The organism is Neobacillus sp. DFD-2R (genome assembly GCF_057747865.1).
On record NZ_CM173228.1, the window covers coordinates 3815314 to 3837298 of the forward strand.

The following is a 21985-nucleotide window of genomic DNA, read 5'->3' on the forward strand; positions in this document are numbered from 1 at the left end:
AAGAATGCTCGTTTTTTGTTGTTAATCCAACTTTTTATGTAAAACAATTTTTATTTTGTTGTCTCTGAAGATTTTAACAATGTAAGGATCTGATTCATCTTATTATCTAAACTTTTCATATCCTTTTTTAAGTCGGTCAATTCACGTTGAAATGACACTTTACTTCCTTGTGTATCCGATGTTTCTTCTAATAGTTCTTCTAAACTATCAACTTTTGCATCTACATTGACAATCTGGGATGAAAGGTTTGCGATGTCATTTCGAGATGGTACATTCACAAATTGCAAATAACGTTCTGTAGTTTCATCCATCAGTTTTTTAACTTGTAGATTCATGTCTAAAATTTGTCCAAGTCCTTCGGAAGGGAATGACTCCTTCACTTTCTCATCAAATAAATTGGTGGACTGGGAATAAAAATCTTTCCAAATTTCAAATACTTTATAGTCTTGGCTCACTTTTTTTCCTCCTTGATTATTTTCTCGACTTTTTTATCATACTAACATCCTCGGAACATTTAAAGAAGAAACATTAAAAATTATCAAAAAATATTATTGCATATTTCGACAAAAGTCTCCCTTCTATGTCATTTACATATATAGACTTTCTACAAAGAAATTGGTCAAATTCAATGATTGTAAGATTTCTATCAGGATTGAAAAGCTATATGTTAAAATAGACGATTTTTCCACAGTTCTTTTTTTGTTATTGAAAGAATAGTATTAGGTAGCAAATGGATAATACTTGTTTTAAAGGATGATTGGTTGATTACTGTCTGTAGGTAATTTTTGATTATTTGTACCCTAGGACGGTTCTACCTTTCACCGAAAAGTAAAGATTTTCCTAACTGTTGGCTGATGCTCTTATGTCTTCCGGATTAATAGAATTCAAAAAGAGGTGGGAAATTTGAAGTTTACTGAAAAGGTCGTTTTAATTACTGGCGGAGCACAAGGGATTGGAAAAGAGACTGCTAAAAAATTTCTATTGGAAGGTGCAAATGTCGTTATATGTGATTATGATGAATCTGCCGGTAAGGCTGCTTTAGAAGAATTGAACGATGAAAAGGTAGACTTTTTTAAAGTTAATGTAACGGAAAGCTCCCAGATAGATGAAATGGTTCAATCCATTGTCGAAAAGCATGGCAGAATTGATATATTAATAAACAATGCCGGTATAACACTTGATGGATTTCTAACAAAGATGCAGGAATCTGATTGGGAAAAAGTCATTTCCGTAAACCTTTCAGGTGTTTTTAAATGTACAAAGGCCGTAGCCCCTATCATGTTGAAACAGGGTTCGGGCGTCATTCTTAACGCATCTTCCGTAATCGGTATATATGGGAATATTGGGCAAACAAATTATGCTGCGACGAAGGCCGGAGTTATCGGACTGACAAAAAGCTGGGCAAAAGAATTTGGACCTAAGGGGATTAGAGTCAATGCAGTTGCCCCGGGGTTCATTGAAACAGGAATGACTGCAGCGGTACCGCAAAAGGTTCTAACTTTGATGAAGGAAAAAACTCCTCTTAAGAAACTGGGAAAACCGGAAGATATTGCTTCTGCCTACCTATTTTTAGCTTCTGATGATGCAAATTATATAAACGGAACTGTTTTAAGCGTTGATGGTGGTTTAGTTATTTAGACTGGATTGTTCCTTATCCCAAAGTGTCCGTGTGATTCCTCCGGATACTTCCAGTTAGAATAAACCACTTTAGTTTCAGCCAAGTTTAACTGTTAGGGAGAAAACATCAATCGAAGATGATTTACTCCCTTTTTGCTTTTTTCAAAACCCATTACTATTTTACTATTATATTCCTATATTACTAATTTCATCTGTTGAATACCTTTTATGGACAGCTGCGTAATGTATCTTATAGAAAAGAAACTCATTCCCTAATTATTTTTCTACAAATTTTGCTAAAATATTATAAAGTTCTGCATAGTAAAAATTTACATATAGTGGATAATATTATGTTATCAATTTTTGTAAGTAACATTATTCAAAATCACCTTATTTCCTTTTCAAATCTAGCTTTTCCAACTCAAAAGTACAGCGGATAAATGTATTCCTGCCTCTTTTATTTAGACAAAATAATGTGTCTTAAAACACAATTGGCTATTGAAGCAATAAAACAAACACTCTGAATTTGTCGAATAATTAGTAATAAATAATCCACCAAATGTAGTATTATATGGGAGGAATTATTGCCAAGATAATAATCATCATGGGGGAGATTCAAATGACATTGAACGAAGTTGTAATTGTGAGTGCGGTTAGAACACCAATCGGAAGTTTTCTAGGGGGATTGCAAAATGTTTCTGCAACTCAACTAGGGGCAACTGTAATAAAAGAGGCCATTCAAAGAGCTGGAATTACTCCTAATAATGTAGATGAAGTCATTATGGGGAATGTTTTACAAGCAGGAGCAGGACAAAATCCGGCAAGACAAGCTTCCCTAGCTGCCGGCGTGCCACAAGAAGCACCGGCCCTGACCATAAATAAGGTATGTGGATCAGGCTTAAAAGCCGTTCACTTAGCGACACAAGCTATCCTTGCAGGTGAGGCAGAAGTAGTTGTTGCAGGTGGAATGGAGAATATGAGTCAAGCTCCACACTTGTTAATCGGCAGCCGTAATGGATATAAGATGGGCGATCAGAAGGTAGTAGACAGCATGATCCAGGACGGATTATGGTGTGCTGAAAATAACTATCATATGGGAATAACAGCTGAAAACCTTGCTGAAAAATATGAAATTTCCCGTGAAGAACAAGATGAATTTTCCGCTTGGAGCCAGCAAAAAGCTCAAGCAGCGATTGAATCAAATCGTTTCGCTGATGAAATTGTTCCTATTGAGATCCCTGGACGAAAAGGTCAAGTAACTGTATTCAGCCAAGATGAGTTCCCGCGTTTTGGAACAACAGCAGAAAGCTTAGGAAAGCTTCGTCCTGCATTTAAAAAAGATGGATCTGTTACAGCCGGTAATGCTTCAGGGATAAACGATGGTGCCGCTGCATTCGTCGTTATGAGCCGTAAAAAGGCAGAAGAATTAGGCGTTAAACCATTAGTCATCATCAAAGCAAATGCAACTGCAGGTGTTGATCCAAGCATTATGGGAATCGGTCCTGTCCCTGCTGTCAAAAAAGCTCTTAAAGCAGCTTCTTTATCACTGGAAGAGATTGATTTAATTGAAGCAAATGAAGCCTTTGCTGCCCAATCCATTGCAGTTGACCGTGAATTGCATTTTAATAAGGAAAAATTAAATGTAAATGGCGGTGCGATTGCACTAGGTCATCCAATTGGTGCTAGCGGAGCCAGAATTTTGGTAACATTAATTCATGAAATGAAGAAAAGAGAAAATCGCTATGGTTTAGCTACCTTATGTGTTGGCGGAGGCCAAGGTGTAGCAACAATCATAGAAAAAGCCTAATTTACTTTTGAGAAACTAAACTCAAAACGAGACTCCTTAAGAAAGGAGTCTCGTTTTTTTATACCTTTCCAAAGAATCCTCAGGAGGCGTTTTCACATCTTTTTTTCAGGATGTTCTTGATGAAGAAAACATGAATTTTTTTTAGTAAATTGGTAAGTTTGGTGAGTATAATAAACTTTTGCAAACGCACGATTATTACAAAGGGAACACTTAATTTGATAGGAAGCTTTGCTAATATGGGGAGTTTCTAACAATGTCAGTGCTTCTCTCATATGTGTGGTACAGACCCACATAATCTCACCCCTAAATTAATATTTAACCGAAACACTTACTTTCAAAATCAAAAAAGAAAAAGTCTTTTCTAAGTGGAAGACACTTCCTTCTTAAGATGATCCGGCTTTCTTTTCTTCACTTGCTCAGTAATCTCCATATCCCATGAAATCGCAATATCCCCATTAGTCACAAACGTCTGGCATCCGAGACGATAACCTTTTTCCAACCACTCCTCACCTAATTTTCTTTTTTCCTGTATTTTTACTTTATCTAAATATTCCGCACCTTCTTCTGTCTTAAAAACACAAGTTCCGCATATTCCTCCTCCACATCGGTTCGGAAGCTCTCCATCATAACGAAGTGACATTCTCAAAATGTTTGAATCCTCAGGTACCTCAAACTGTTTTTTGCTATTTATGAACCGTATATTTGGCATGTGTTAATTCCTCCCGTCAATTTATCTATTTGGTATACAATATACCATATTTTTATTTTTTGGACAATATATAATATTTAAAATATTATAACTATTTTATTCTATTGAAATTATTACAAGTTTAATTTTTAGTTTAAGAGTCAAATTTCGCGGTCCATAGCAAAAAAAGTAATAAACATTCAATGTTATACCTTTAGTAGATGTATCCCTTCAGGAATAAAAATAAATAAATAAAACAGGCTACTTGTAAACCAGTGGCCTGCTTTATTTATTCTTTTTATTATGTTTATCTTTTAAAGTCTCTATATAATTGATATAGGCCTTTTTTGAGTTTTCAATATGAATTCTCATTAAATACTCAGCTATTTCCACATCCTTATCACGAAGTGCCTTCATGATATCAATATGTTCCTTTAATGATACTTTCCTTCTTCCCGGTGTCTCGTATCCCATATTTGCAGCCATATGAATATAGTCGATTAGCCCGGAAAGAATTTCAAATAATTTTGGGCTTTTAGATGCTTTATTAATTAGACGATTCATTTGAATGTGTTCAAAATTAAAGTTTTCTTCACCTTGTTCTTCCAATTCCTTCAGTTCTTTTATTTTTTGATCCAATTCTTTTTGCGTTTCGTTATCCATCCTTTGCGCTGCTAACCTTACCGCAAGCACTTCTAAAGAGGCAAGAATCGTAAATACCTCAATTACTTCATTTTTGGAAATATTAGTGACGACAACACCTTTCCTGGGTAAGGTTTTTACAAATCCTTGAGATTCAAGCCGGAACAAAGCCTCCCGTATCGGGGTACGGCTAATTTTCAATTTTGCTGCAAGCTCTCTTTCTATTAGACGGTCACCGGCCTGAAATTCACCTTCAAGAATGGTCTTCTTTAAATATAGATAAGCATGTTCCCTAATTGATAATAGATTGTTTTCCTCCCACATTGTTTCCATAATTACACCCGCTATTTATAGGATATTTGTTTGATTGAATACTGTAAGAGTTACTGAGATTTGGATAAAAGGATCCCGCCATAAAATAACGCAAAAATAATGACAAGAGAAGGATGAACCTTCATCTTACTTAAGGTGAAATAGCTGAGTACAGTCAACAGGACAAGGTGAAGTGCGCCACTTTTTTCAAAGGCTGATAAAAAGAATTGGTAAGCCATTACTCCGAGTAATACAGCAATAATCGGCTGCACTGATTTTGTCATTAACTTTACTTTTGGTGAATCTTTAAATAAATTCACAAACTTAAACAATAAAATAACGGCAATGGCTGATGGAAAAATGGTAGCGGCCAATGCCACGATCGAACCTGGAATCCCGCCCATTTGATACCCGATAAAGCCTCCCATTTTGGTTGCAATGGGTCCAGGTAAAGCGTTCGCAATCGCTAATACATTACTAAACTCCGATAAAGTCATCCAGTTATAATGATTAACTACCTCATTTTGAATTAATGGAATGGTTGCAGGACCGCCTCCATACCCCAATAAATTAGCAATAAAAAAGGACCAAAATATATGCCAATAAATCATGAGCTTTTCTCCTTTATTTGAATCACTTTTTTAGAGCTAGTGAGAGACGACTTTTCTTTACGATAGGCAATGAAAAAGGCAGATATGAGAAAAATGGCAATTAAAATACCCGGATTCACCCCAAGAAATTGGATAAATAATAAAGAAACGGCAGATAATAAAAGCATTTTCGATAAACCCAGCCCTTTACGGCCATTTTGGTAGAAACGATAGGCCATCTCCGCTAGCATAAACCCAATTACAGGAGTCACACCTTGAACCATACCACTTACAATCGGTGAGTTACGGAACGAATAAAGCACTCCTAACAATCCAATCATGGCAATAATAGACGGAAGTATGTGGGCCAAGATCGCCACAGCAGCACCCAGGCTTCCTTTTACCTTAAAGCCGATATACGCCGCCATTTTTGTGGCAATCGGGCCTGGCATTGTATTTGCTAGTGCCAAAACTTCCCCAAATTCCTCCTCCGTCATCCATTTATATTTTTGAACAGCCTCGAATTCAATCAACGGTATGGTAGAAGGACCTCCCCCATAACCTGTAACACCCGTGCGGGCAAATCCAATTGATAATTCAACATAGGGTTTCAATCCGAGTCTCCCCTTTCTAATTCCAACCAGCCATTACATCTAACTAGATTTAATCATCAGTAAGAGATAAAAATTCTTAAACCGGACCCCCTCCTACTGATCCTTAATCTAATGAATTAGGTCCGGTAATTCTTATTTTTTTATATCTGCTTCTGTGATGACTTCCAGTCCAACTTTTTCCAAATGCTTCTGCAAAGCTTTTAGTGCTTCCGTTCCTACGGCTGTATCCTGTTCACCATTACCGCCGCTTACACCAATTCCACCAACCACTTCACCATTAACAACGACTGGGAACCCTCCAACAAAAACAGCGAATTTGCCCGGGAGCATCTGTTGAATGCCAAATGCTTCATTTCCCGGAAGTGCAGGTCCGTTTGGTTCTTTATTAAATAAATGGGTAGATCGTTTATGGCCGGAAGCTGTGTAAGCTTTGGCAATGGCAATTTCAGGTCCGGTTATTCGCGCCCCATTCATCCTTTCAAGTGCAATCAGGTTTCCTCCCTCATCCACAATTGCAATCGTTTCAAGCACTTTAATTTCTTCTGATTTTTTCTTTGCTGCTTCAATCATTAATTTTGCTTCCTCTAATTCTAATTTTAAGGCTGTTTTCATATCTATTCTCCTCGAAGTTTTGTTAGTTTAATAGCCAATATATACGGTTTTCAATTGAGTGAAAAACTCCAAACCAACTCTTCCGGATTCACGAAATGTAGATGTACTTGATTTTTTGAGGCCTCCAAAAGGTGCATTGATTAGGTTACCGGTTGTTGTGCGATTAACCTTTACAGTCCCGGCCTGTATTTCTTTCGTAAATTTGTTTGCAATTTTCAGATTATTGGTAACGATAGAAGCAGATAATCCATACTCCACATCGTTGGCAACCTTTATGGCTTCTTCATATGTACCTACTTCTATCACAGCCACAACAGGACCAAAAATCTCTTCCTTTGCAATTCGATGATCAGGTTTTACATTCGTAAAGATCGCCGGCTGTACATAAAATCCCTGTTGAAATTCCTCTTTTGTTAGTCGCTCACCGCCATAAATCAACGTTGCTCCATCTTCTTTGCCGAACTCAATATACTTCAAGACATTTTTCATTTGTTTTTCATTTGCCAGAGGGCCGATTTTTACACCCGCTTCAAAACCATTTCCTATTTTAAGCGCACTGGTTTTTTCAATTAGTTTTTGGACAAACTGTTCTTTCACTTTTTCGATAACAATTACTCGACTTGTTCCAGTGCATGCCTGCCCTGTTAAGGAAAAGCCCCCGTTTACCGTTAAGTCAACAGCCAAATCGATATCAGCATCATCCATGACAATTAACGGATTTTTTCCTCCAAGCTCCATCTGCGTTCGGGTTGTAAAAGACGATTTTTTGTGAATATCTTCACCTGCAGCTGTTGATCCTGTAAACGTAACAGCCCTAACAGCAGGATGGGTTACCAAAAGATTCCCGACATCGGAAGCCTTTCCCGTCACAAAATTAATGACGCCTTTAGGAATACCTGCCTGATGTAATGCTTCAACAAGACGTAAAGCGATTAATGGAGTATCTGATGAAGGCTTAAAAACAACAGTGTTTCCAGTGATTAAAGCCGGAGCGATTTTTCTGGCAGGAATAGAAAGCGGAAAGTTCCAAGGAGTAATAACACTTACAACTCCAATCGGTTCTCTCTCCGTAGAAACCTTCATGGCAGGATCATCATTTGGAAAGGTTTCACCTGTGATGCTTTGTCCCTCTACTGCATAATACCGAAGAGTTTGAGCTGATCGAATTACTTCATTCTTGGCATCCGTTACATGCTTTCCTTCTTCCCTCGTTAATTCCCCGGCGAATTTATCAGCATTTTGTTCCAAAATACCGGCTGCTTTATTTAAGATGGAAGCACGTTTAGAAGGGGCTGTATTAGCCCAATCCGGAAATGCATTATAAGCAGCTTCAATCGCTATTTCTACATCTTTTTGATTTGAAGCCTGGAATGCCCCGACAATATCTTCAGTATTAGCAGGGTTTACACTATAAAACAGTTTGTTGCTCACTGATTCCCGCCATTCACCATCGATAAAGTTATTGAAAGTCTCAACTTTTGTAGTTAACAAACGATCACCTTTTTTCCTTTATTTCGTTCAAAAATTTTACAGTTATACAAATCACTGAAACGCCTACCCTGTTTAAATAAAAAATGAGCCGTCACTTAGAACCTCGAATTGACAAGATTTATATGACGGCCTGGAAAAGAGACGATTTCAAAAGGAAGTTACCCCTCATCAATCAATAGTATATAATTTTATAACTTGAGTTTTATTGAGTTTGGACTAAAGACCCAAGGTCCTGTTCAAGATACTCTCTCCATAGACCATCCATGTACATACGGCGCATTTTAGCACCCACTCGGACAATTTCCAGACAGCGCTGCTGTAATTCAGGAGTATCTGCATGGTCAAGAACAATTTTGAAACCGCGTTCACCATGAATTTCATCGGAGACGATGTGTAAATCGAAGAATTCAATCTCTTCATCAGTAAATTCGTATTGTGACCTTAAAGCAGGAGTCTGCTTCCGGTAAATATCAGGAACTTGAGATTCTAACCCTACAACTAATGCTGCTGTAGCAACAACGAAATGCTCGCGGGCTGCAACAGCAAAACACCAGCTTTGAAGCCCTAACGTAGTTGGAGCCATATTAGCCGGATTCATCACTCGTTCACGGGTAGTACCGCACGCTTCTGCAAAACGAATCAGTAAATCAGTATGACGGTCTGCAGCAATTTCTTCTTCGTACATGTTTTGCAATGTGAAATCTTTTGCAGCTTCAAATTTTGGATCGCTTGGAGTATTGTGGTAGATATATGCTAAGTAGTCAGCGAATGGCCCAACATAGTGGTAATGATTTTCTGCCCATCTTGCAAAGTGTTTTCTTTCAAGCTTACCTTCAGCCCAAGCTACTGTAAAAGGGGCCTTTTGGCTATGGTTTCCTTTAATTGCTTCCTCTAATTCTTTACGAAACTCATCTTTAGATAATAATTCTTGCATTTTTTATTCTCCTCCTCTATTTGTTATGTAGGTTCTCTTGTTTGCTGGTATTTGATATTTTGTATACCATAATAGTTTAAAAATAAAAAAATGTTGCACTTCAACACCTTTTAAAGCTAACTTTTTTTCTATTTGGTATACCTTTAATGAAATATTATCTTATTTTATTTTGTTTGTAAACAAAATTTTTAGAATTTTTAAAAGATTAATAATTTTGTTTTAAAAATAACAAATTCATAGTATCCTACCTTTTAGCAGACTATCTTAAAAATGTACATCTATTTTTAAGTTTAAGAGTTTGCGGAGCTCTTCAGTAAGGTTCTCCAGCGATTCCTCAACAATTTGCCGGCCTATATCCCTACTTGCTTTTGTAGCATCCCCGATACATCCATTATTGGTCATTTCTTCATAGTAATAGAATCCTTGGATAGCTTTACCCGGCCTTAGCTGCTTCCATCTTCCGTCTTCCTGAATATCACCTTTTTCCAGGTTCTGCGGCCTGACAAGTTCCGGTGCTAAATACAATGCTTCTGAAACTTCACGTTCACAGCTGTGGCCAAATAATGGTGATTGAATAAAGTTCCCGATAGATTTCTTAGCAGATGCGGTGGTTTTAGCATAGTAAATTTCTACCTCCAATTCCTTTGTTAGTATCATAGATGCAACATTTAAAGTAGATTGGTTGCCGCCGTGTGAATTTAAAAGTAAAAACTTACTTATACCATGCTGTTTCAAAGATGAGATTACATCCTTAAGAATCGCGATCAGCGTCGTTGGCTGCAATGAAATGGTTCCCGGAAAATTCAAGTGGTGCGGCGAAACCCCCATATTAATAGTTGGAGTAACCCAAGCAAACGGAAACATTCTTTGACCTAGCTTTTGCGCCATTTTCTCAGCAAGTACGGCATCACAGCTTTCTACCATATGTGGACCATGCTGTTCGTGGGCCCCAATTGGTACAATAGCAAGCTGAACCGTATTTAGCGATTCTTCAACTTCCTTCCATGTCATACCGGTAAGATTATAACAATCCATCAGAACTCTCCTTTTTTCATATTGTATTTCGTATACCAATTAAAACTTAAAAAATATATCCCTATGAAGTTTGGATAGCTGATTGCTTCTTAGGGGCTTCGATCGTAATGTTTTCTTGGGAAATCTCAATATCCTGTTGAATCGTTAACTGGCAAGTTAAACGGTAACCGTCATTCACCTTTTCACCCAGCATTTTTACTTCTTTCCAATTCGGCGGAGTTAATGCTTCTGCGCCGTTTATCACTTGACAGGTGCATTTTGTACATCTACCCATTCCGCATCCATACTTCAACATAGGAAATTGACGAGTGGCCGCCAGTACCACTAAGTTAGCAGTTTCCTTCACTTCTTGTTCCACTACAGTTCCATCAACATGAAGAATAACTTTTGGCAAAATATATCCCTCCTTGTTTATTCAGAAAATTTCGATACTTTCCTGAAGTATACAATCTTTTTACTGGAGAAGTAAACTAGATTTTTTGATTTCCTAACATTTTTTTGATTTGACCTAAATACAACTAAAAATTCTTCACCTTAATTAAATGCAGTTTTAATTCCTTTAATTGCCTCTTAAAGGAAATAGTAATAATTTTCTAAAAAATTAGAATATAATATTGAACATTTTAACAGCATGAGATAAACTACAGATAAGTAATTTGGTATACAATGTCCCACAAGAAGAGGTGATCTTGTTTAACAATGCAAAACTATATTTAGCTTCCTGGATATACGATAAACGCTTACGGCAGCTAATGCAGATAACGACCTAAAAACTATCAAATATAAGAAGGAGTGTTCAGATTGGAAAAATATATCGTGTTAACGAATAAGGATACTTTTCAAACCATACTTAACAATAACGGTTTAGAGCCGGTAGAAACCTATCACTTCTATTTTTTTGAAAAACTAAAAGCGAAATACACCATTGCTAAAGTATTAGATGAAAACATTAAAATTCAATTATTCGAAGTATTTGAAGGAAAAGAATATGTGAACCATATTGCTGTGAAATTCTTCGAAAAGTTTGAGACCATTGAAGCCGCACGGGAGGAATTGAATGAGATCGTGAAGGCGTCGGGTAACAACGAGGATTCTGTTAACTCCAGCCTAATAAAGTCCGATGAAGTAGGTGTATAGGGATTAAAAAAGGTGTTCAATTTAAAAGTCCGGAGAGCATCGGCATCTCTCCGGTTTTTGTATTATAAGTATTTTTATATTTAAAAAACATAAATAACCGCCACTTAAAGTGACGGTTTAAATAATAAAAGAAGAAATATTAAAATTTAAGTGTTTTTCTCAACGAAGCTAATTTTCTCTCAGCCTTTGTAGCAGCTTTTTTAGATCCAAATAAAAAGTTAAACATTTTAATTCCCCCTAATTAATGAGTTTATTTGTTACTCTTATTGTATTATGAGGAAAAAAATTTTACAACAAAATTGTATACCAAATACCAAATTTTTAAGTAAATATGACGGATTTGTGACTATTTCATTATAAAAATCCACGTTTGGTATACCGGGTTAGAAAGTGTTAGGTGATGATATGCTGAGGTTAATGTTTTTTTTAGTGATTTTATTTTATTTATTTTCTGTGCTTTTGCCTCAACTGGATATTGGCGTACTTTTATCGATTTTAAGTTTCTTTATTGTATTATGTACATGGTTCGAAGCAAAACGATTTGTTAAATTATTGGGAAGTACCTTCTTAGTTCTTGGTTTGCTATTACTATGGACAAGCGGTGCTCCATTACATCAATACATTCTTTCCTTTGGTCCCATGCTTGACTTGCTTACAATGTTTACGTTAATACCGATTTTAGGTATACCCATTAAATTAGGCGGCTACAGCGGAGGTATTCAAACGGTTATTCAAAAAAGAGTAAAGACCTCCGGGCATCTTTATATGATTACTTCCGCAATATCGTATTTTTTTAGTATTTTTATGAATCTTGCAACCTTACCCATGACTTACTTCTCCATAAGGCCTGCTTTAAATATCATTCCTGTACAGAATAAAGAACGATTCATGAGCAGAGCCATTACCAGAGGGTTTGCAATGCCTTTATTATGGGCACCTGTTACCCCAATTGTTGGAATTGTCATTACAATGACAGGAGTCAGCTGGGTATCCATTCTACCTTATGTTGTGCCCTTAAGCTTAGTGGGAATGGGATTGGATTGGTATATAGGATCACGCAATTCAAAATTAATCAATAAAAACCATAAGAGTGGATCCGTCCATGAAACTGCAGCAACAATAGAACCCGGTCAAAACGACCGCTCCGGCAGAGTCTATCAAATTTTGCTGGCCATCATTATCTTCAACGTTGCCATTTCACTAGTAGAGAAAATATTTCCTTATCCCTTCTTAATTCTTGTATCCTTACTGGTCATCCCATTTGCCTTTACTTGGTCGATATTTTTAAAACAAGGAAAAGAGTTTGCTGTTCATTTACTTAAGCATTTTCAGTCGTTCTCTTATAGTATGAAAGATCAATTCTTCATTTATTTATCTGCAGGTTTTTTTATCTCAACCATTAACGTCTCTCATGCTAATGAATCGTTATCAGGCTGGATTACAAAGTTTATTCATGTGGCAGGTGTAGACATCTTTTTGATTTTGTTACCCTTAATTCCTTTGGCTTTTGCATTCCTAGGTCTTCATCCCGCTGTGTCACTGGCACTAATGACTGAAGGATTAGATCCAAAAGTTATAGGTATTTCACCGCATATTTTGACAGTTGCTATGTTAGCAGGGGCTGTGTCTGCATTTCTGGTAGGCCCTTATAATGCCACATTAGGACTAATGTCAAGCATAGTAAAGGAAAGTTCATATAAAGTGTCGAATTGGAATTTAATTTTCACAGGACTTTATATCGGCTGCGTCATGGTGTATTTACTAGTATTACAATTGATATTTGCGTAAAGTTTGGATTTAGGAAAAGTGGGCAGCTAACTTGTAAGGTCGTTGGTTGATTGGTTTATGAGTTAGCTTTGCTTTTTTACATCTATATATACCGAATTCCTCTTAATAACACCTAATAGAAAAGACTGCTCAAAATATATCAATCTTGGACAGCCTCTTATATTTGAAATAGTTAATTATAATTCTTTTTAATTTCCGTAACAATTTCCATTGCAAAGTGTCCTAGGCTCCCTCCACTATAGGCACGTATCACTTCAGAAGCAATGGATGTCAACGCTCGTTTAACATAGTGTGGAGAAAATCCTTTTTTTGCAAAGTCATCCTCTATCTCAATAGCTGTTTTTACTGCTAAAAAGATTGCCAATTTGTTTACTTGAGTTAAACAATCTTCACTATCAATTTTTATCATCCCAAGATAATGATAGAGTTCCCCCATTGTTAAATGGTTGAACAGACTGTTCTGCTTTTGTTCTGAAAGGGTGAAAAACCCCTATAGCGATGTTATTTTTATTCCAGTGTGCCATCATTGCGGTACCCCAATTTACCAATACCCACCAATCCGATTTTATTTTGTCTCATCTTTTCTCCCTCTTTACCTTTCATTAAAAACCTTGCCACAACTGCTTTAATAATTTTTCTAAAAAATAGGGGCTTTCCAAAAGTTATGGATTAACAACTTTTGGAAAACCCCATATTTCTAACAAAACATAAACGCTTTATTTTGTATGATAAAATTCACCAAATTATTACTGCTAAGATAGTTGCAAGCAGAAGTCCAGAAATGACGGGAATAAAGTTTTTTCTGGCCAATTCTAAAGGTGATACTTGTAAGAAGCCTGCTACAGCTACAAGAGAAGACCATGCAATAAGAGTCCCTCCACCGCTCCAAACCGCCCCCATCTGCCCAATTGCTGCCATAACTGAAGGATCCAGGTTACTTCCATGCGCTAATGCTCCGGACAAAGCGCCCGTTAAAGGAAGACCTGCAAATCCGGAACCATCTAATCCGGTAATCATTCCAACAATCAATATACCAATTGCTGCAAATATTGGGTTATGCGGAATATAATGTTGACCTGCTTGGATCAAATCAAATAGAAAGGCCGGTTTAGCTGCTTTGTCACCTAAAGAAAGGATAGAAGCTGAAAAGTCCCCGCTTCCCATAAAGAAGAAGCCTGCAATTGGAATTACAGGAGCCATTGCTCTAAATGCGAAAACAAAACCCTCGGTAATATGATCGCTTATTTTATCAAGTGCATGAATTCGGTTAAAGGCAATAGTCGCCAAAATTAATAGGATGGTTGCAACTCCACCAATAAAGGCTGCACCGTCCCCTCCCTCAAAGCCGGAACCGCCGCCAATCTTGGTTTGGAACATGAAAATCATTACACCTAACATCGCTAAAGGCACAATGATAGCAAATATTTTTCCCCACGTAGCTTTTCTTTGGATAATTTCAGCACTTTCTTCTACCGTAGCAGCCAGCTCATCAGCTACTTCAAAGAATGCTGTTGCTTCTTTATTTAAGTCACTTACAGATCCGGATTTTTTAGAAATAGCTTTTCGATGTGACACATACACAATGGCTAAAGAACTTAAACCAGTAATAAGAGAAAGAATGAATGCCTTATCCGAAACTAAGGATTTATCAATACCTGCAGCTTTCGCACTTAGCATAGGAGCTACTTGCATTATATAGTCTGATGAAAGTGCCATCCCTTGACCTGCAATGACAATAACCATTGCTGATGTCATGACCGGCAATCCTGCACTCACTGCAGCAGGAACTAACAATGCACAAATTAGCGGAACAGCCGGGGTTGGCCAGAAAAAGAGCGAAATCACATAGGTTGTGACCATTAAAACGAGATAAGAGACATGACCGTTTACCATTATTTTTTGTATTGGTACGACCATCCTTTTATCCGCCCCTAAATCCCTCAAAGAATTAAGGAGACCTATCATGATAGAAATTATTAGGAAAATACTGAATAGCTCCTTTGCGGCAACGAGGTTAGCGTTAAAGACTGCTTGAAACCCTGCAATAAGACTTCCTTTATACACTGCTGCTACTAAAAAGGTACCAATTATAAGAGGTAAAACGATACCTTTTCTAAAAAGCATGATAACAATTACAGCTACAGTGACAATTAGATACATCCAATGAGCTACTGTTAATTCCATATATTACCTCCATCATTTGATAAAATCTAAAGCTCTTTTCATTTAGGTTTTTTGAAAAGGATTGTAGGATGAGGTAATTTTTGTGATATTTATCGTCGAAGACTATGTATTTACCCATTCACAATCATTTAGTCCATTTAATGGTAAATTAGGAAAATAGGAGATCATTTCACCAAATTAATTTTTAATTAATATTGCGAATTTTGTATTTTGTGGATTGTATACCAAAATAAAATAAAGTTATGCACATCTTATGATTCTTGCTAAAATGAATCTTTCCTACATCAGTCAAACAAATTGTTAGTTATACCAAAAGCATGTCCCTATTAATATCCGAGATAAACATCATATTCTTGTTTATTTGTTTAGAAAATCAACACCCCCCTTTTCCCAATGTAGGTAGCTTATAATTTATAATATATTAAAAGTGTTAAACTTGCAAAACAATTTTAAAAATTTAGATATTTTTTTATATTCAAAATATTATTATTGTCTTTGAACAAGTAGTTCAGTAAAATAGAGAAAAATCAGTATATAGTATACCAATTTTACATATTACTTTTTACCCATTAGATTAGAGATTCAATTATATGATTCTAAATTTACAAAATAATTATGAGGTGAATTAGAAATGCTAAAAGCCGGGATCATTGGTTATGGAACGCTAGGAAAGAGTATTGGCGATTTAATTCAAACAAAACAGGCAGGAAATATTGATTTAAAGGCTATTCTAGTTAGAAACCAGCGAAGTTCAATGGAGTCTTCCCTGCATAATTTTACGATTACTACCGATGAAGATGTGTTTTTTAATCAAGATTTGGATATCATCATTGAAGCGGCCGGTCATCATGCTTTACAGCTTTACGGTGAAAAAGCCTTAGCAAACGGAAGTAATTTGATGATCCTTTCGGTAGGTGCTCTAGCAAATATGGACTTTTATGAAAAATTACAAAAGGCAGCGAAAGAAAATAATAAGCAAATACTTATTCCTTCTGCTGCTATCGCTGGTTTAGATAGAATTGCCGCCGGGGTATTAGGAGAAATCGAAGAAATTACACTTATTACTAGGAAACCTGCCAAAAGCTGGTATGGGACAATCGCTGAGGAAAAAGTTGATTTAAAAACGATTGCCGAACCATATTGTATATTTGATGGTAATGCGAGAGAAGCTTCGAAATTATTTCCCGAAAATGTAAATGTGTCCGCTACATTAAGTCTTGCTGGAATAGGATTCGAAAAAACGAAAGTTCAAGTTTATGTTGATCCCACAATTCAGTGTAATACACATACCATACAGGCAAGGGGCTTTTTTGGTAAAGTTGAAGTATCTGTTCAAAATATACCGTTTACTCAAAATCCTAAATCCAGTCCAATTGTAGCGATGAGTGTGGCAAAGGTGTTAAAAAGCTTAACCTCACCTGTTGTTATAGGGGTATAAATTGTTATGGAGAAAGGGCTATTACTAGCTCTTTCTTGTTCATATTATTGTTTTTCCTTATCTTTTCCTTGCTTGACAGCCTCCATGTAAGTCTTTCTAGAATTTTCAATATGGATCTTAGTCAAATACTCTGCCATTTCCATTTCTTGATTAATGATTGCCTCCATAATTCTTACATGTTCTTCCATTGACTGTTCTGCTCTTCCTGGTTTTTTAAAACCAACCTTTGCAAATGCTCGTATATAATCCGCTAATCCACTTAGCATTTCAAACAGTTTTGAATTCTTTGCAGAACTGTATAAAAGATAATTCATTTCAGCATGTAAATCAGAGTATTCAGCTTCTTTTTTATCCCGAAGGCATTCTTCCACCTTTTTAATACAAGCAATAAAGTTACTTTTTGTTTCTTCATCTAACTTTTGAACAGCTAATTTTGCAGCTAAGACCTCAAGAGATGAAAGAATGGTAAACACTTCAATAATTTCCTTCTCCGAAATATCAGAGACAATAACACCTTTTCTTGGGACTGTTTTTACAAACCCTTGTGATTCTAATCTAAATAAAGCTTCACGAATAGGCGTTCTGCTGATATTCAATCTTTCTGCAAGTTCCCGCTCCACAAGACGGTCACCTGTTTTAAATTCACCATCTAAAATTAGATCTTTAATGTGAAGATAAACCCTTTCTCGTATCGAGATTAGATTTTCCTCCGTCCAATTATTGCTCATTTTTTTCTCCTCTTTCTACTTGGTATACAATGTAGTAATTATAACTTAATTTCTTTGCTAACATCAATTATTTTGGAATATATATCCATAGTAAGAGACCAATAAGCTGGATTGAAATGTCTCTGATTGACTTTTGCAACGTTTTTATAAGTGACATCTATTTCACTTGGTCATTTCCCCCGGTCCAAAATACACCTTGAATAATAATCTTTGTCATTATTTCCGCTATTTTTAATACAGTATACAATCGAGTACTATTTAAAGACTGCATGGGAGACAACGGATCGAGATAATTTACAATTCCCTTCATATGGTAATCACCTACACTAGGTAATTCTTTATTTAGAGCATTCCCTGGAATAAATGCTCCTTCCTTTATAAAGATAAAGCCTATTTGTCTTTCATCCCCCAAGCAGGCATCGATCCCAAAAATAAAAGGGTCTTCATACGAATCTTGTATATCCTTCAAAACCCTTTTAAGATTTAACGCATGTACCGGCGCTTGCAATGTTCCATAAACAGGAAATGGTATATTCTTTTCTTTTAACATCGTTCCAACCAATGGTCCGAGTGAATCTCCTGTTGACCGATCTGAACCAATACATAAAAAGATAATCTCCTTAGAAGGATTGTTAAGTACCGCATTAAGTTTATTTGCCATTTTTTCAATTTCAATTACTTCAGTTGTTTCATGTACGTTTATATAATCTGACCTTTCACCCTTTTCTTTAATCTTTTTTTTGTTTCCAAAAGGCCACATATTGATCTAACTCCCCTCTATTTGTTTTCTGCCTATAGAGTTTAGAGATCAGCCAACTATAGAAAGATATCCGGATATTCAAATTTAACAAAGCTTTATTTGAAAATCCAGACTTTTCTACCATATATATATTCTTGAATGGAATAGGGATAGACCTATCATTAGAACTCATACAAATGTGATTTACCGTATAAACAAAAAAAGCTGCTCATTAATTTGAGCAACTAAATTGTTAAAAGTATTCTTTACTATTATATTCCCAGCGCTTTTTTCGTTGCAGGTCCAACAATACCATCTACGGCTAATTTACGGGATTTTTGAAAATTACGGACTGCATTTTCTGTGGTTATCCCAAAAATCCCATCTATCCCTCTTGTATTGTAGCCAAGAGAGGTCAGTTTGCGCTGAAGCTCTTGTACAGCAGAACCACGGCTTCCTCTTTTAAGGACTCCTTCACTTGTAGCAACAGGAACTGAAGGTGTACCAGGCCCACCTGTTACTTTAAATCCATAGGCTGTTGCAATCGAGTTGAAGGATTTCCCCGAAGAAGTGATTATAACCGGGGTATTAATTGGCACTTGATTAAATAGCCACTCTACCTCATTATCATACATCCGAATACAGCCGCTGCTCACATACCCGCCAATAGAGCCGGGGTTGTTGTTTCCATGAATCGCATATGTTGTCCCCCATGTTCCACGGGCATTCAAACCAAGCCATCGGTTACCAAGAGGATTCCGAGGGTCTCCTCCCGGGATGTGTCCCGTATAGTAAGGCCTATTTACAATTTTATTCACAATCTTAAACTTGCCTTCAGGTGTTAACGATTGACTTCTCCCTGTTCCGACTTTAAACTCTCTTTTCAACTGTCCGTTTTCATAATAAGCCAGTCTGTTGTTTTCCTTGTTAATGATAATAAATTTTCCGATAGTAGCCGCTGAACCAGAGGGAACACCTACACTAAAACCCGAAAACAAAAGAAAAGCAAAAATAAAAATAATAAACCATCTTTTCGCCAATCTAATCCCTCCAATGTGACATATAAATCACTGACCGTGTATCCTATGTCGGAGGGGATTGTCCAAATTACAATTTATTAAAAATATTACAGTGTCTTGAGGTCGATGAATCTATTATTCCTTGATACTATTTCTAAAATGATCATAGTCGGTTTTAATGTAATGAAAGGCTGTTGCGTTGCCGCCTTGATCGGGGTGTGTCATTTTTAATAATTTTTTATAGCCTGCTAAAACTTCTTTAGGGCTCGCCGCTTTTGAAAGTCCTAATTTTTGTCGATAATCAATCTTTTTAGGTGGATATGAGGCCTGATTCTTTTCAGGGTTGCTTGTATTTCCTTTAGAAAGTTCTTCTTTTAATTTTAATAATGCATTGTGTAAATCAATATTCTCTTTCAGTAACTTCTTAGTTTCCCTTTGTAATTCACTTATCTCATTTTCCAGGATGAAGATTTCTCTATTTAATTTATCTTTTTGCTGGGTTAAGGTATTTATTGAAGTCCTATGAAGCTGTTCGATCCCTTTTATATGCTCATCCTGTGCTTTTATTCTTACTTTTAATTGACGAATGATCTTATCCTCATCGGTAGGATTATTTAAAAACCGCTTAGAGGTTGCTTCAGCCGGTCTATATTCGGTTTTCCGATTCCCAGTCCCTATGGTTTTAATCTTACCTTCACTCAGCCAGCGTTGGACAATTTGAACACTAAAACTTTCAGCTACACCTGCATCCTTTAACATATTTAAAGCTTGATCTGTATCATCAAGTATGTATCCTGTTTTCCGAAGTCCTGTTCCCTCATAGTTAATCTTTCTTTCTCGCAGCCAACGTCTAACTGTTTGAATACTACTATCTTCAGTAAGTCCAGCTTCCATTAACAATACAAAAGCCTGTTCTGTGTTCACAATGCTCCTCCTTTCCCTCTAAATATCGGCTTACGGGGATAATTTTTTATTATTTATAATATATGAGTTAATGAATAAAGTGAATGGATAAAAAAGACTATAAGGAAAGTGTGAAGAGCAATTGAGGCATACAGCTCACCACTGGATGCATTCAAGGCATCTACATATCTTTTTGACACTAAAAAGAGAGTGTCCCAAAAGTATAACTTTTAGGGGCACCCCTTTTTTGTGTATCTCTCTGAACCTTGTCTGTTGATTTCCGTTCCAGGCGCTTCGCTTTCCGCGGGCGTGCAGGGGAGCCTCCTCGTCACTTACGCTCCTGCGTGGCCTCCCCTGCACCGTACTCCCGCAGGAGTCTACGCGCCTTCCGCTCCAATCAACAGGCCAATTAACAGAGACAATCAATTAATAAAAATCGGTAATTTAGATTCAGGACAAAATAAAAAAATTGCCGAGAAAAATACCTTTTCTCGACAAATCTTTTTTAGCAATTTAACCTATTTTGACGCTGGAGCGAGAGCGACTTCGGGTGATGTTACCTTGTCATAAAAATCTACGAATTTATCACGATCGTTACTGCCCCGGTAAGCCATTGCGACACGCGGATGTTCATTAAGTACACCGGAGATCATATATGGAATGATATAGCCCCACTCCCACTTTTCACGCATTTCTAACATGTGCGTTTCAATTACCTTTAGAACCGGTTTAATCTCATAGCTTGCTTTTTGTATGTAGCTAACGAGAAGCTCTGTGTTACAGTTACCGGCAGCACGGCCCATACCATAAACAGATGAATCAAGAAATGTTGCCCCATTTCGCATCGCAGTCAAGGTATTAGCGAATGCTAACTGCATGTTGTTATGCGTGTGGATCCCAAGCTGTTTATTAGGAAGCATCGCTTTGAACTTTTTCACTTGATGCTCAATATCCGCAGGATCTAAGCTTCCAAAGGAGTCGACGATATATACAACATCAACAGGACTTTCCTTCACCATTTCAAACGCTTCAATAAGCTGATGTTCAGGTACACTGGATAAAGCCATAATGTTAATTGATGTCTCATAACCTAAATCATGAAACATTTGTACAAGCTCTATTCCTTTATCTACTTCGCGGATATAGCAAGCTACTCGAATCATATCTAAAACACTTTGCTCACGTGGTAGAATGTCATTTGGATCTACACGCCCAATATCTACTAGAGCAGATAGCTTCGTGAACTTTTTCTCAGGGATAATTTCTTTCAGGAAGTTATCATCAAGAAATCTCCAAGGGTTGGGTTCAGTCGCTTTAAGAAGCTTAGGGGAATTTTTGTAGCCGATCTCCATGTATTCAACACCCGCTGCACTCAGCCCGTTATACAAGTCTTGAACAAATTCAATACTGAAATCCCAATTGTTAACCAAGCCTCCATCACGAATCGTACAGTCTAAAATTTTGCTACGATGTTCCATTTTAGTAATCTCCCCCTGTTTATCCTGCTTTTATCAATATTATTTTTTAACTTTAAAGCTTTTATGTACTAAAATTCTTATTGTGTTTATATCATGGTTCGTTCGAAGGTGTCAATCTATTTTTCCAAAATTCGATTTATTATAGTAAATTATTTCAAAAATTTTATCACAATCGAATGTAATTTCTACATTAAGAAATCTTCCTATATGTCACCTCTACCAAAATTGG

At 36.7% G+C, this 21985-nt stretch carries 22 protein-coding genes; 5 read left to right on the forward strand and 17 right to left on the reverse strand.

All coding sequences use genetic code 11. From position 1 onward, the window contains the following. Positions 1–50: 50 nt before the first annotated feature. On the reverse strand, positions 51–455 hold the full coding sequence (locus tag AC3ANV_RS19055; protein ID WP_488310252.1) for a polyhydroxyalkanoic acid synthase subunit PhaR: 405 nt from the start codon (positions 453–455) through the stop codon (positions 51–53). A gap of 448 nt (positions 456–903) precedes the next feature. Between AC3ANV_RS19055 and fabG the strand changes: the two genes are divergently transcribed. Together fabG and AC3ANV_RS19065 are read left to right on the forward strand one after the other, a co-directional pair. Then, positions 904–1638, forward strand: a complete 735-nt coding sequence (gene fabG / locus AC3ANV_RS19060; protein ID WP_488310253.1) for a 3-oxoacyl-[acyl-carrier-protein] reductase — start codon at positions 904–906, stop codon at positions 1636–1638. Positions 1639–2236: 598 nt separating this feature from the next. Then, positions 2237–3424, forward strand: a complete 1188-nt coding sequence (locus tag AC3ANV_RS19065) for an acetyl-CoA C-acetyltransferase (RefSeq protein ID WP_488310254.1) — start codon at positions 2237–2239, stop codon at positions 3422–3424. 361 nt (positions 3425–3785) lie between these two features. Here AC3ANV_RS19065 and AC3ANV_RS19070 read toward each other — a convergent pair whose 3' ends face one another. The 9 genes from AC3ANV_RS19070 to AC3ANV_RS19110 all read right to left on the reverse strand — a co-directional run bounded on the left by AC3ANV_RS19070 (position 3786) and on the right by AC3ANV_RS19110 (position 10736). Beyond that, a complete protein-coding gene (locus AC3ANV_RS19070; RefSeq protein WP_488310255.1) occupies positions 3786–4133 on the reverse strand; it encodes a 2Fe-2S iron-sulfur cluster-binding protein in 348 nt (115 codons plus the stop codon). Positions 4134–4397: 264 nt separating this feature from the next. Continuing rightward, positions 4398–5087, reverse strand: a complete 690-nt coding sequence (locus AC3ANV_RS19075) for a GntR family transcriptional regulator (protein ID WP_488310256.1) — start codon at positions 5085–5087, stop codon at positions 4398–4400. Positions 5088–5137: 50 nt separating this feature from the next. Further along, positions 5138–5677, reverse strand: a complete 540-nt coding sequence (locus AC3ANV_RS19080) for a chromate transporter (RefSeq protein ID WP_488310257.1) — start codon at positions 5675–5677, stop codon at positions 5138–5140. Continuing rightward, positions 5674–6270 (reverse strand): chromate transporter, encoded by a 597-nt coding sequence (locus tag AC3ANV_RS19085; RefSeq protein ID WP_488310258.1) that lies wholly within the window; start codon positions 6268–6270, stop codon positions 5674–5676. Before AC3ANV_RS19085 ends, AC3ANV_RS19080 begins: the two co-directional genes overlap by 4 nt. Before the next feature lie 132 nt (positions 6271–6402). Next, a complete protein-coding gene (locus AC3ANV_RS19090) occupies positions 6403–6882 on the reverse strand; it encodes a GlcG/HbpS family heme-binding protein (RefSeq protein WP_488310259.1) in 480 nt (159 codons plus the stop codon). 27 nt (positions 6883–6909) lie between these two features. Then, the gene (locus AC3ANV_RS19095) at positions 6910–8373 is read right to left on the reverse strand and encodes an aldehyde dehydrogenase family protein (protein ID WP_488310260.1); all 1464 of its coding nucleotides are present in this window, start codon (positions 8371–8373) and stop codon (positions 6910–6912) included. Between the two features lie 202 nt (positions 8374–8575). Further along, complete coding sequence (locus tag AC3ANV_RS19100) at positions 8576–9307, reverse strand: iron-containing redox enzyme family protein (protein ID WP_488310261.1); 732 nt, start codon at positions 9305–9307, stop codon at positions 8576–8578. A 264-nt stretch (positions 9308–9571) separates the two neighbouring features. Then, positions 9572–10342: a creatininase family protein gene (locus AC3ANV_RS19105; RefSeq protein WP_488310262.1), complete on the reverse strand. Its 771-nt coding sequence runs from the start codon at positions 10340–10342 to the stop codon at positions 9572–9574. Between the two features lie 61 nt (positions 10343–10403). Continuing rightward, positions 10404–10736, reverse strand: a complete 333-nt coding sequence (locus AC3ANV_RS19110) for a 2Fe-2S iron-sulfur cluster-binding protein (protein ID WP_488310263.1) — start codon at positions 10734–10736, stop codon at positions 10404–10406. Positions 10737–11134: 398 nt separating this feature from the next. Between AC3ANV_RS19110 and AC3ANV_RS19115 the strand changes: the two genes are divergently transcribed. Both AC3ANV_RS19115 and AC3ANV_RS19120 read left to right on the forward strand, forming a co-directional pair. After that, on the forward strand, positions 11135–11479 hold the full coding sequence (locus tag AC3ANV_RS19115) for a hypothetical protein (RefSeq protein WP_488310264.1): 345 nt from the start codon (positions 11135–11137) through the stop codon (positions 11477–11479). A gap of 405 nt (positions 11480–11884) precedes the next feature. Further along, the gene (locus tag AC3ANV_RS19120) at positions 11885–13267 is read left to right on the forward strand and encodes a hypothetical protein (protein ID WP_488310265.1); all 1383 of its coding nucleotides are present in this window, start codon (positions 11885–11887) and stop codon (positions 13265–13267) included. Between the two features lie 172 nt (positions 13268–13439). Here AC3ANV_RS19120 and AC3ANV_RS19125 read toward each other — a convergent pair whose 3' ends face one another. Beyond that, positions 13440–13703, reverse strand: coding sequence for a hypothetical protein (locus AC3ANV_RS19125; protein ID WP_488310266.1), 264 nt, complete (start codon positions 13701–13703; stop codon positions 13440–13442). A 299-nt stretch (positions 13704–14002) separates the two neighbouring features. Then, positions 14003–15451, reverse strand: coding sequence for a hypothetical protein (locus AC3ANV_RS19130; RefSeq protein WP_488310267.1), 1449 nt, complete (start codon positions 15449–15451; stop codon positions 14003–14005). Between the two features lie 631 nt (positions 15452–16082). Between AC3ANV_RS19130 and nadX the strand changes: the two genes are divergently transcribed. Beyond that, positions 16083–16889, forward strand: a complete 807-nt coding sequence (nadX, locus tag AC3ANV_RS19135; RefSeq protein WP_488310268.1) for an aspartate dehydrogenase — start codon at positions 16083–16085, stop codon at positions 16887–16889. 44 nt (positions 16890–16933) lie between these two features. Here the strand turns inward: nadX and AC3ANV_RS19140 are convergent, their stop codons facing one another. The 5 genes from AC3ANV_RS19140 to AC3ANV_RS19160 form a co-directional block, all read right to left on the reverse strand. Beyond that, a complete protein-coding gene (locus tag AC3ANV_RS19140; RefSeq protein WP_488310269.1) occupies positions 16934–17617 on the reverse strand; it encodes a GntR family transcriptional regulator in 684 nt (227 codons plus the stop codon). Between the two features lie 157 nt (positions 17618–17774). Then, positions 17775–18377, reverse strand: coding sequence for a spore protease YyaC (yyaC, locus tag AC3ANV_RS19145; RefSeq protein WP_488310270.1), 603 nt, complete (start codon positions 18375–18377; stop codon positions 17775–17777). 251 nt (positions 18378–18628) lie between these two features. Beyond that, positions 18629–19396: a L,D-transpeptidase family protein gene (locus tag AC3ANV_RS19150; RefSeq protein WP_488310271.1), complete on the reverse strand. Its 768-nt coding sequence runs from the start codon at positions 19394–19396 to the stop codon at positions 18629–18631. A gap of 114 nt (positions 19397–19510) precedes the next feature. Next, positions 19511–20299 carry a hypothetical protein gene (locus tag AC3ANV_RS19155; RefSeq protein ID WP_488310272.1) on the reverse strand — a complete coding sequence of 263 codons (789 nt, stop codon included), beginning with the start codon at positions 20297–20299 and terminating at the stop codon, positions 19511–19513. 497 nt (positions 20300–20796) lie between these two features. Then, complete coding sequence (locus AC3ANV_RS19160; protein ID WP_488310273.1) at positions 20797–21756, reverse strand: aldolase catalytic domain-containing protein; 960 nt, start codon at positions 21754–21756, stop codon at positions 20797–20799. Positions 21757–21985: the final 229 nt, after the last annotated feature.

Excerpts from the sequence above, each read along its gene's own strand:
- AC3ANV_RS19065 (WP_488310254.1), top strand. The coding sequence starts at position 2,237 with ATGACATTGAACGAAGTTGTAATTGTGAGTGCGGTTAGAACACCAATC.
- AC3ANV_RS19070 (WP_488310255.1), bottom strand. The coding sequence starts at position 4,133 with ATGCCAAATATACGGTTCATAAATAGCAAAAAACAGTTTGAGGTACCT.
- AC3ANV_RS19075 (WP_488310256.1), bottom strand. The coding sequence starts at position 5,087 with ATGGAAACAATGTGGGAGGAAAACAATCTATTATCAATTAGGGAACAT.
- AC3ANV_RS19080 (WP_488310257.1), bottom strand. The coding sequence starts at position 5,677 with ATGATTTATTGGCATATATTTTGGTCCTTTTTTATTGCTAATTTATTG.
- AC3ANV_RS19090 (WP_488310259.1), bottom strand. The coding sequence starts at position 6,882 with ATGAAAACAGCCTTAAAATTAGAATTAGAGGAAGCAAAATTAATGATT.
- AC3ANV_RS19100 (WP_488310261.1), bottom strand. The coding sequence starts at position 9,307 with ATGCAAGAATTATTATCTAAAGATGAGTTTCGTAAAGAATTAGAGGAA.
- AC3ANV_RS19105 (WP_488310262.1), bottom strand. The coding sequence starts at position 10,342 with ATGGATTGTTATAATCTTACCGGTATGACATGGAAGGAAGTTGAAGAA.
- AC3ANV_RS19120 (WP_488310265.1), top strand. The coding sequence starts at position 11,885 with ATGCTGAGGTTAATGTTTTTTTTAGTGATTTTATTTTATTTATTTTCT.
- AC3ANV_RS19125 (WP_488310266.1), bottom strand. The coding sequence starts at position 13,703 with ATGGGGGAACTCTATCATTATCTTGGGATGATAAAAATTGATAGTGAA.
- AC3ANV_RS19130 (WP_488310267.1), bottom strand. The coding sequence starts at position 15,451 with ATGGAATTAACAGTAGCTCATTGGATGTATCTAATTGTCACTGTAGCT.
- nadX (WP_488310268.1), top strand. The coding sequence starts at position 16,083 with ATGCTAAAAGCCGGGATCATTGGTTATGGAACGCTAGGAAAGAGTATT.
- AC3ANV_RS19140 (WP_488310269.1), bottom strand. The coding sequence starts at position 17,617 with ATGAGCAATAATTGGACGGAGGAAAATCTAATCTCGATACGAGAAAGG.
- yyaC (WP_488310270.1), bottom strand. The coding sequence starts at position 18,377 with ATGTGGCCTTTTGGAAACAAAAAAAAGATTAAAGAAAAGGGTGAAAGG.
- AC3ANV_RS19160 (WP_488310273.1), bottom strand. The coding sequence starts at position 21,756 with ATGGAACATCGTAGCAAAATTTTAGACTGTACGATTCGTGATGGAGGC.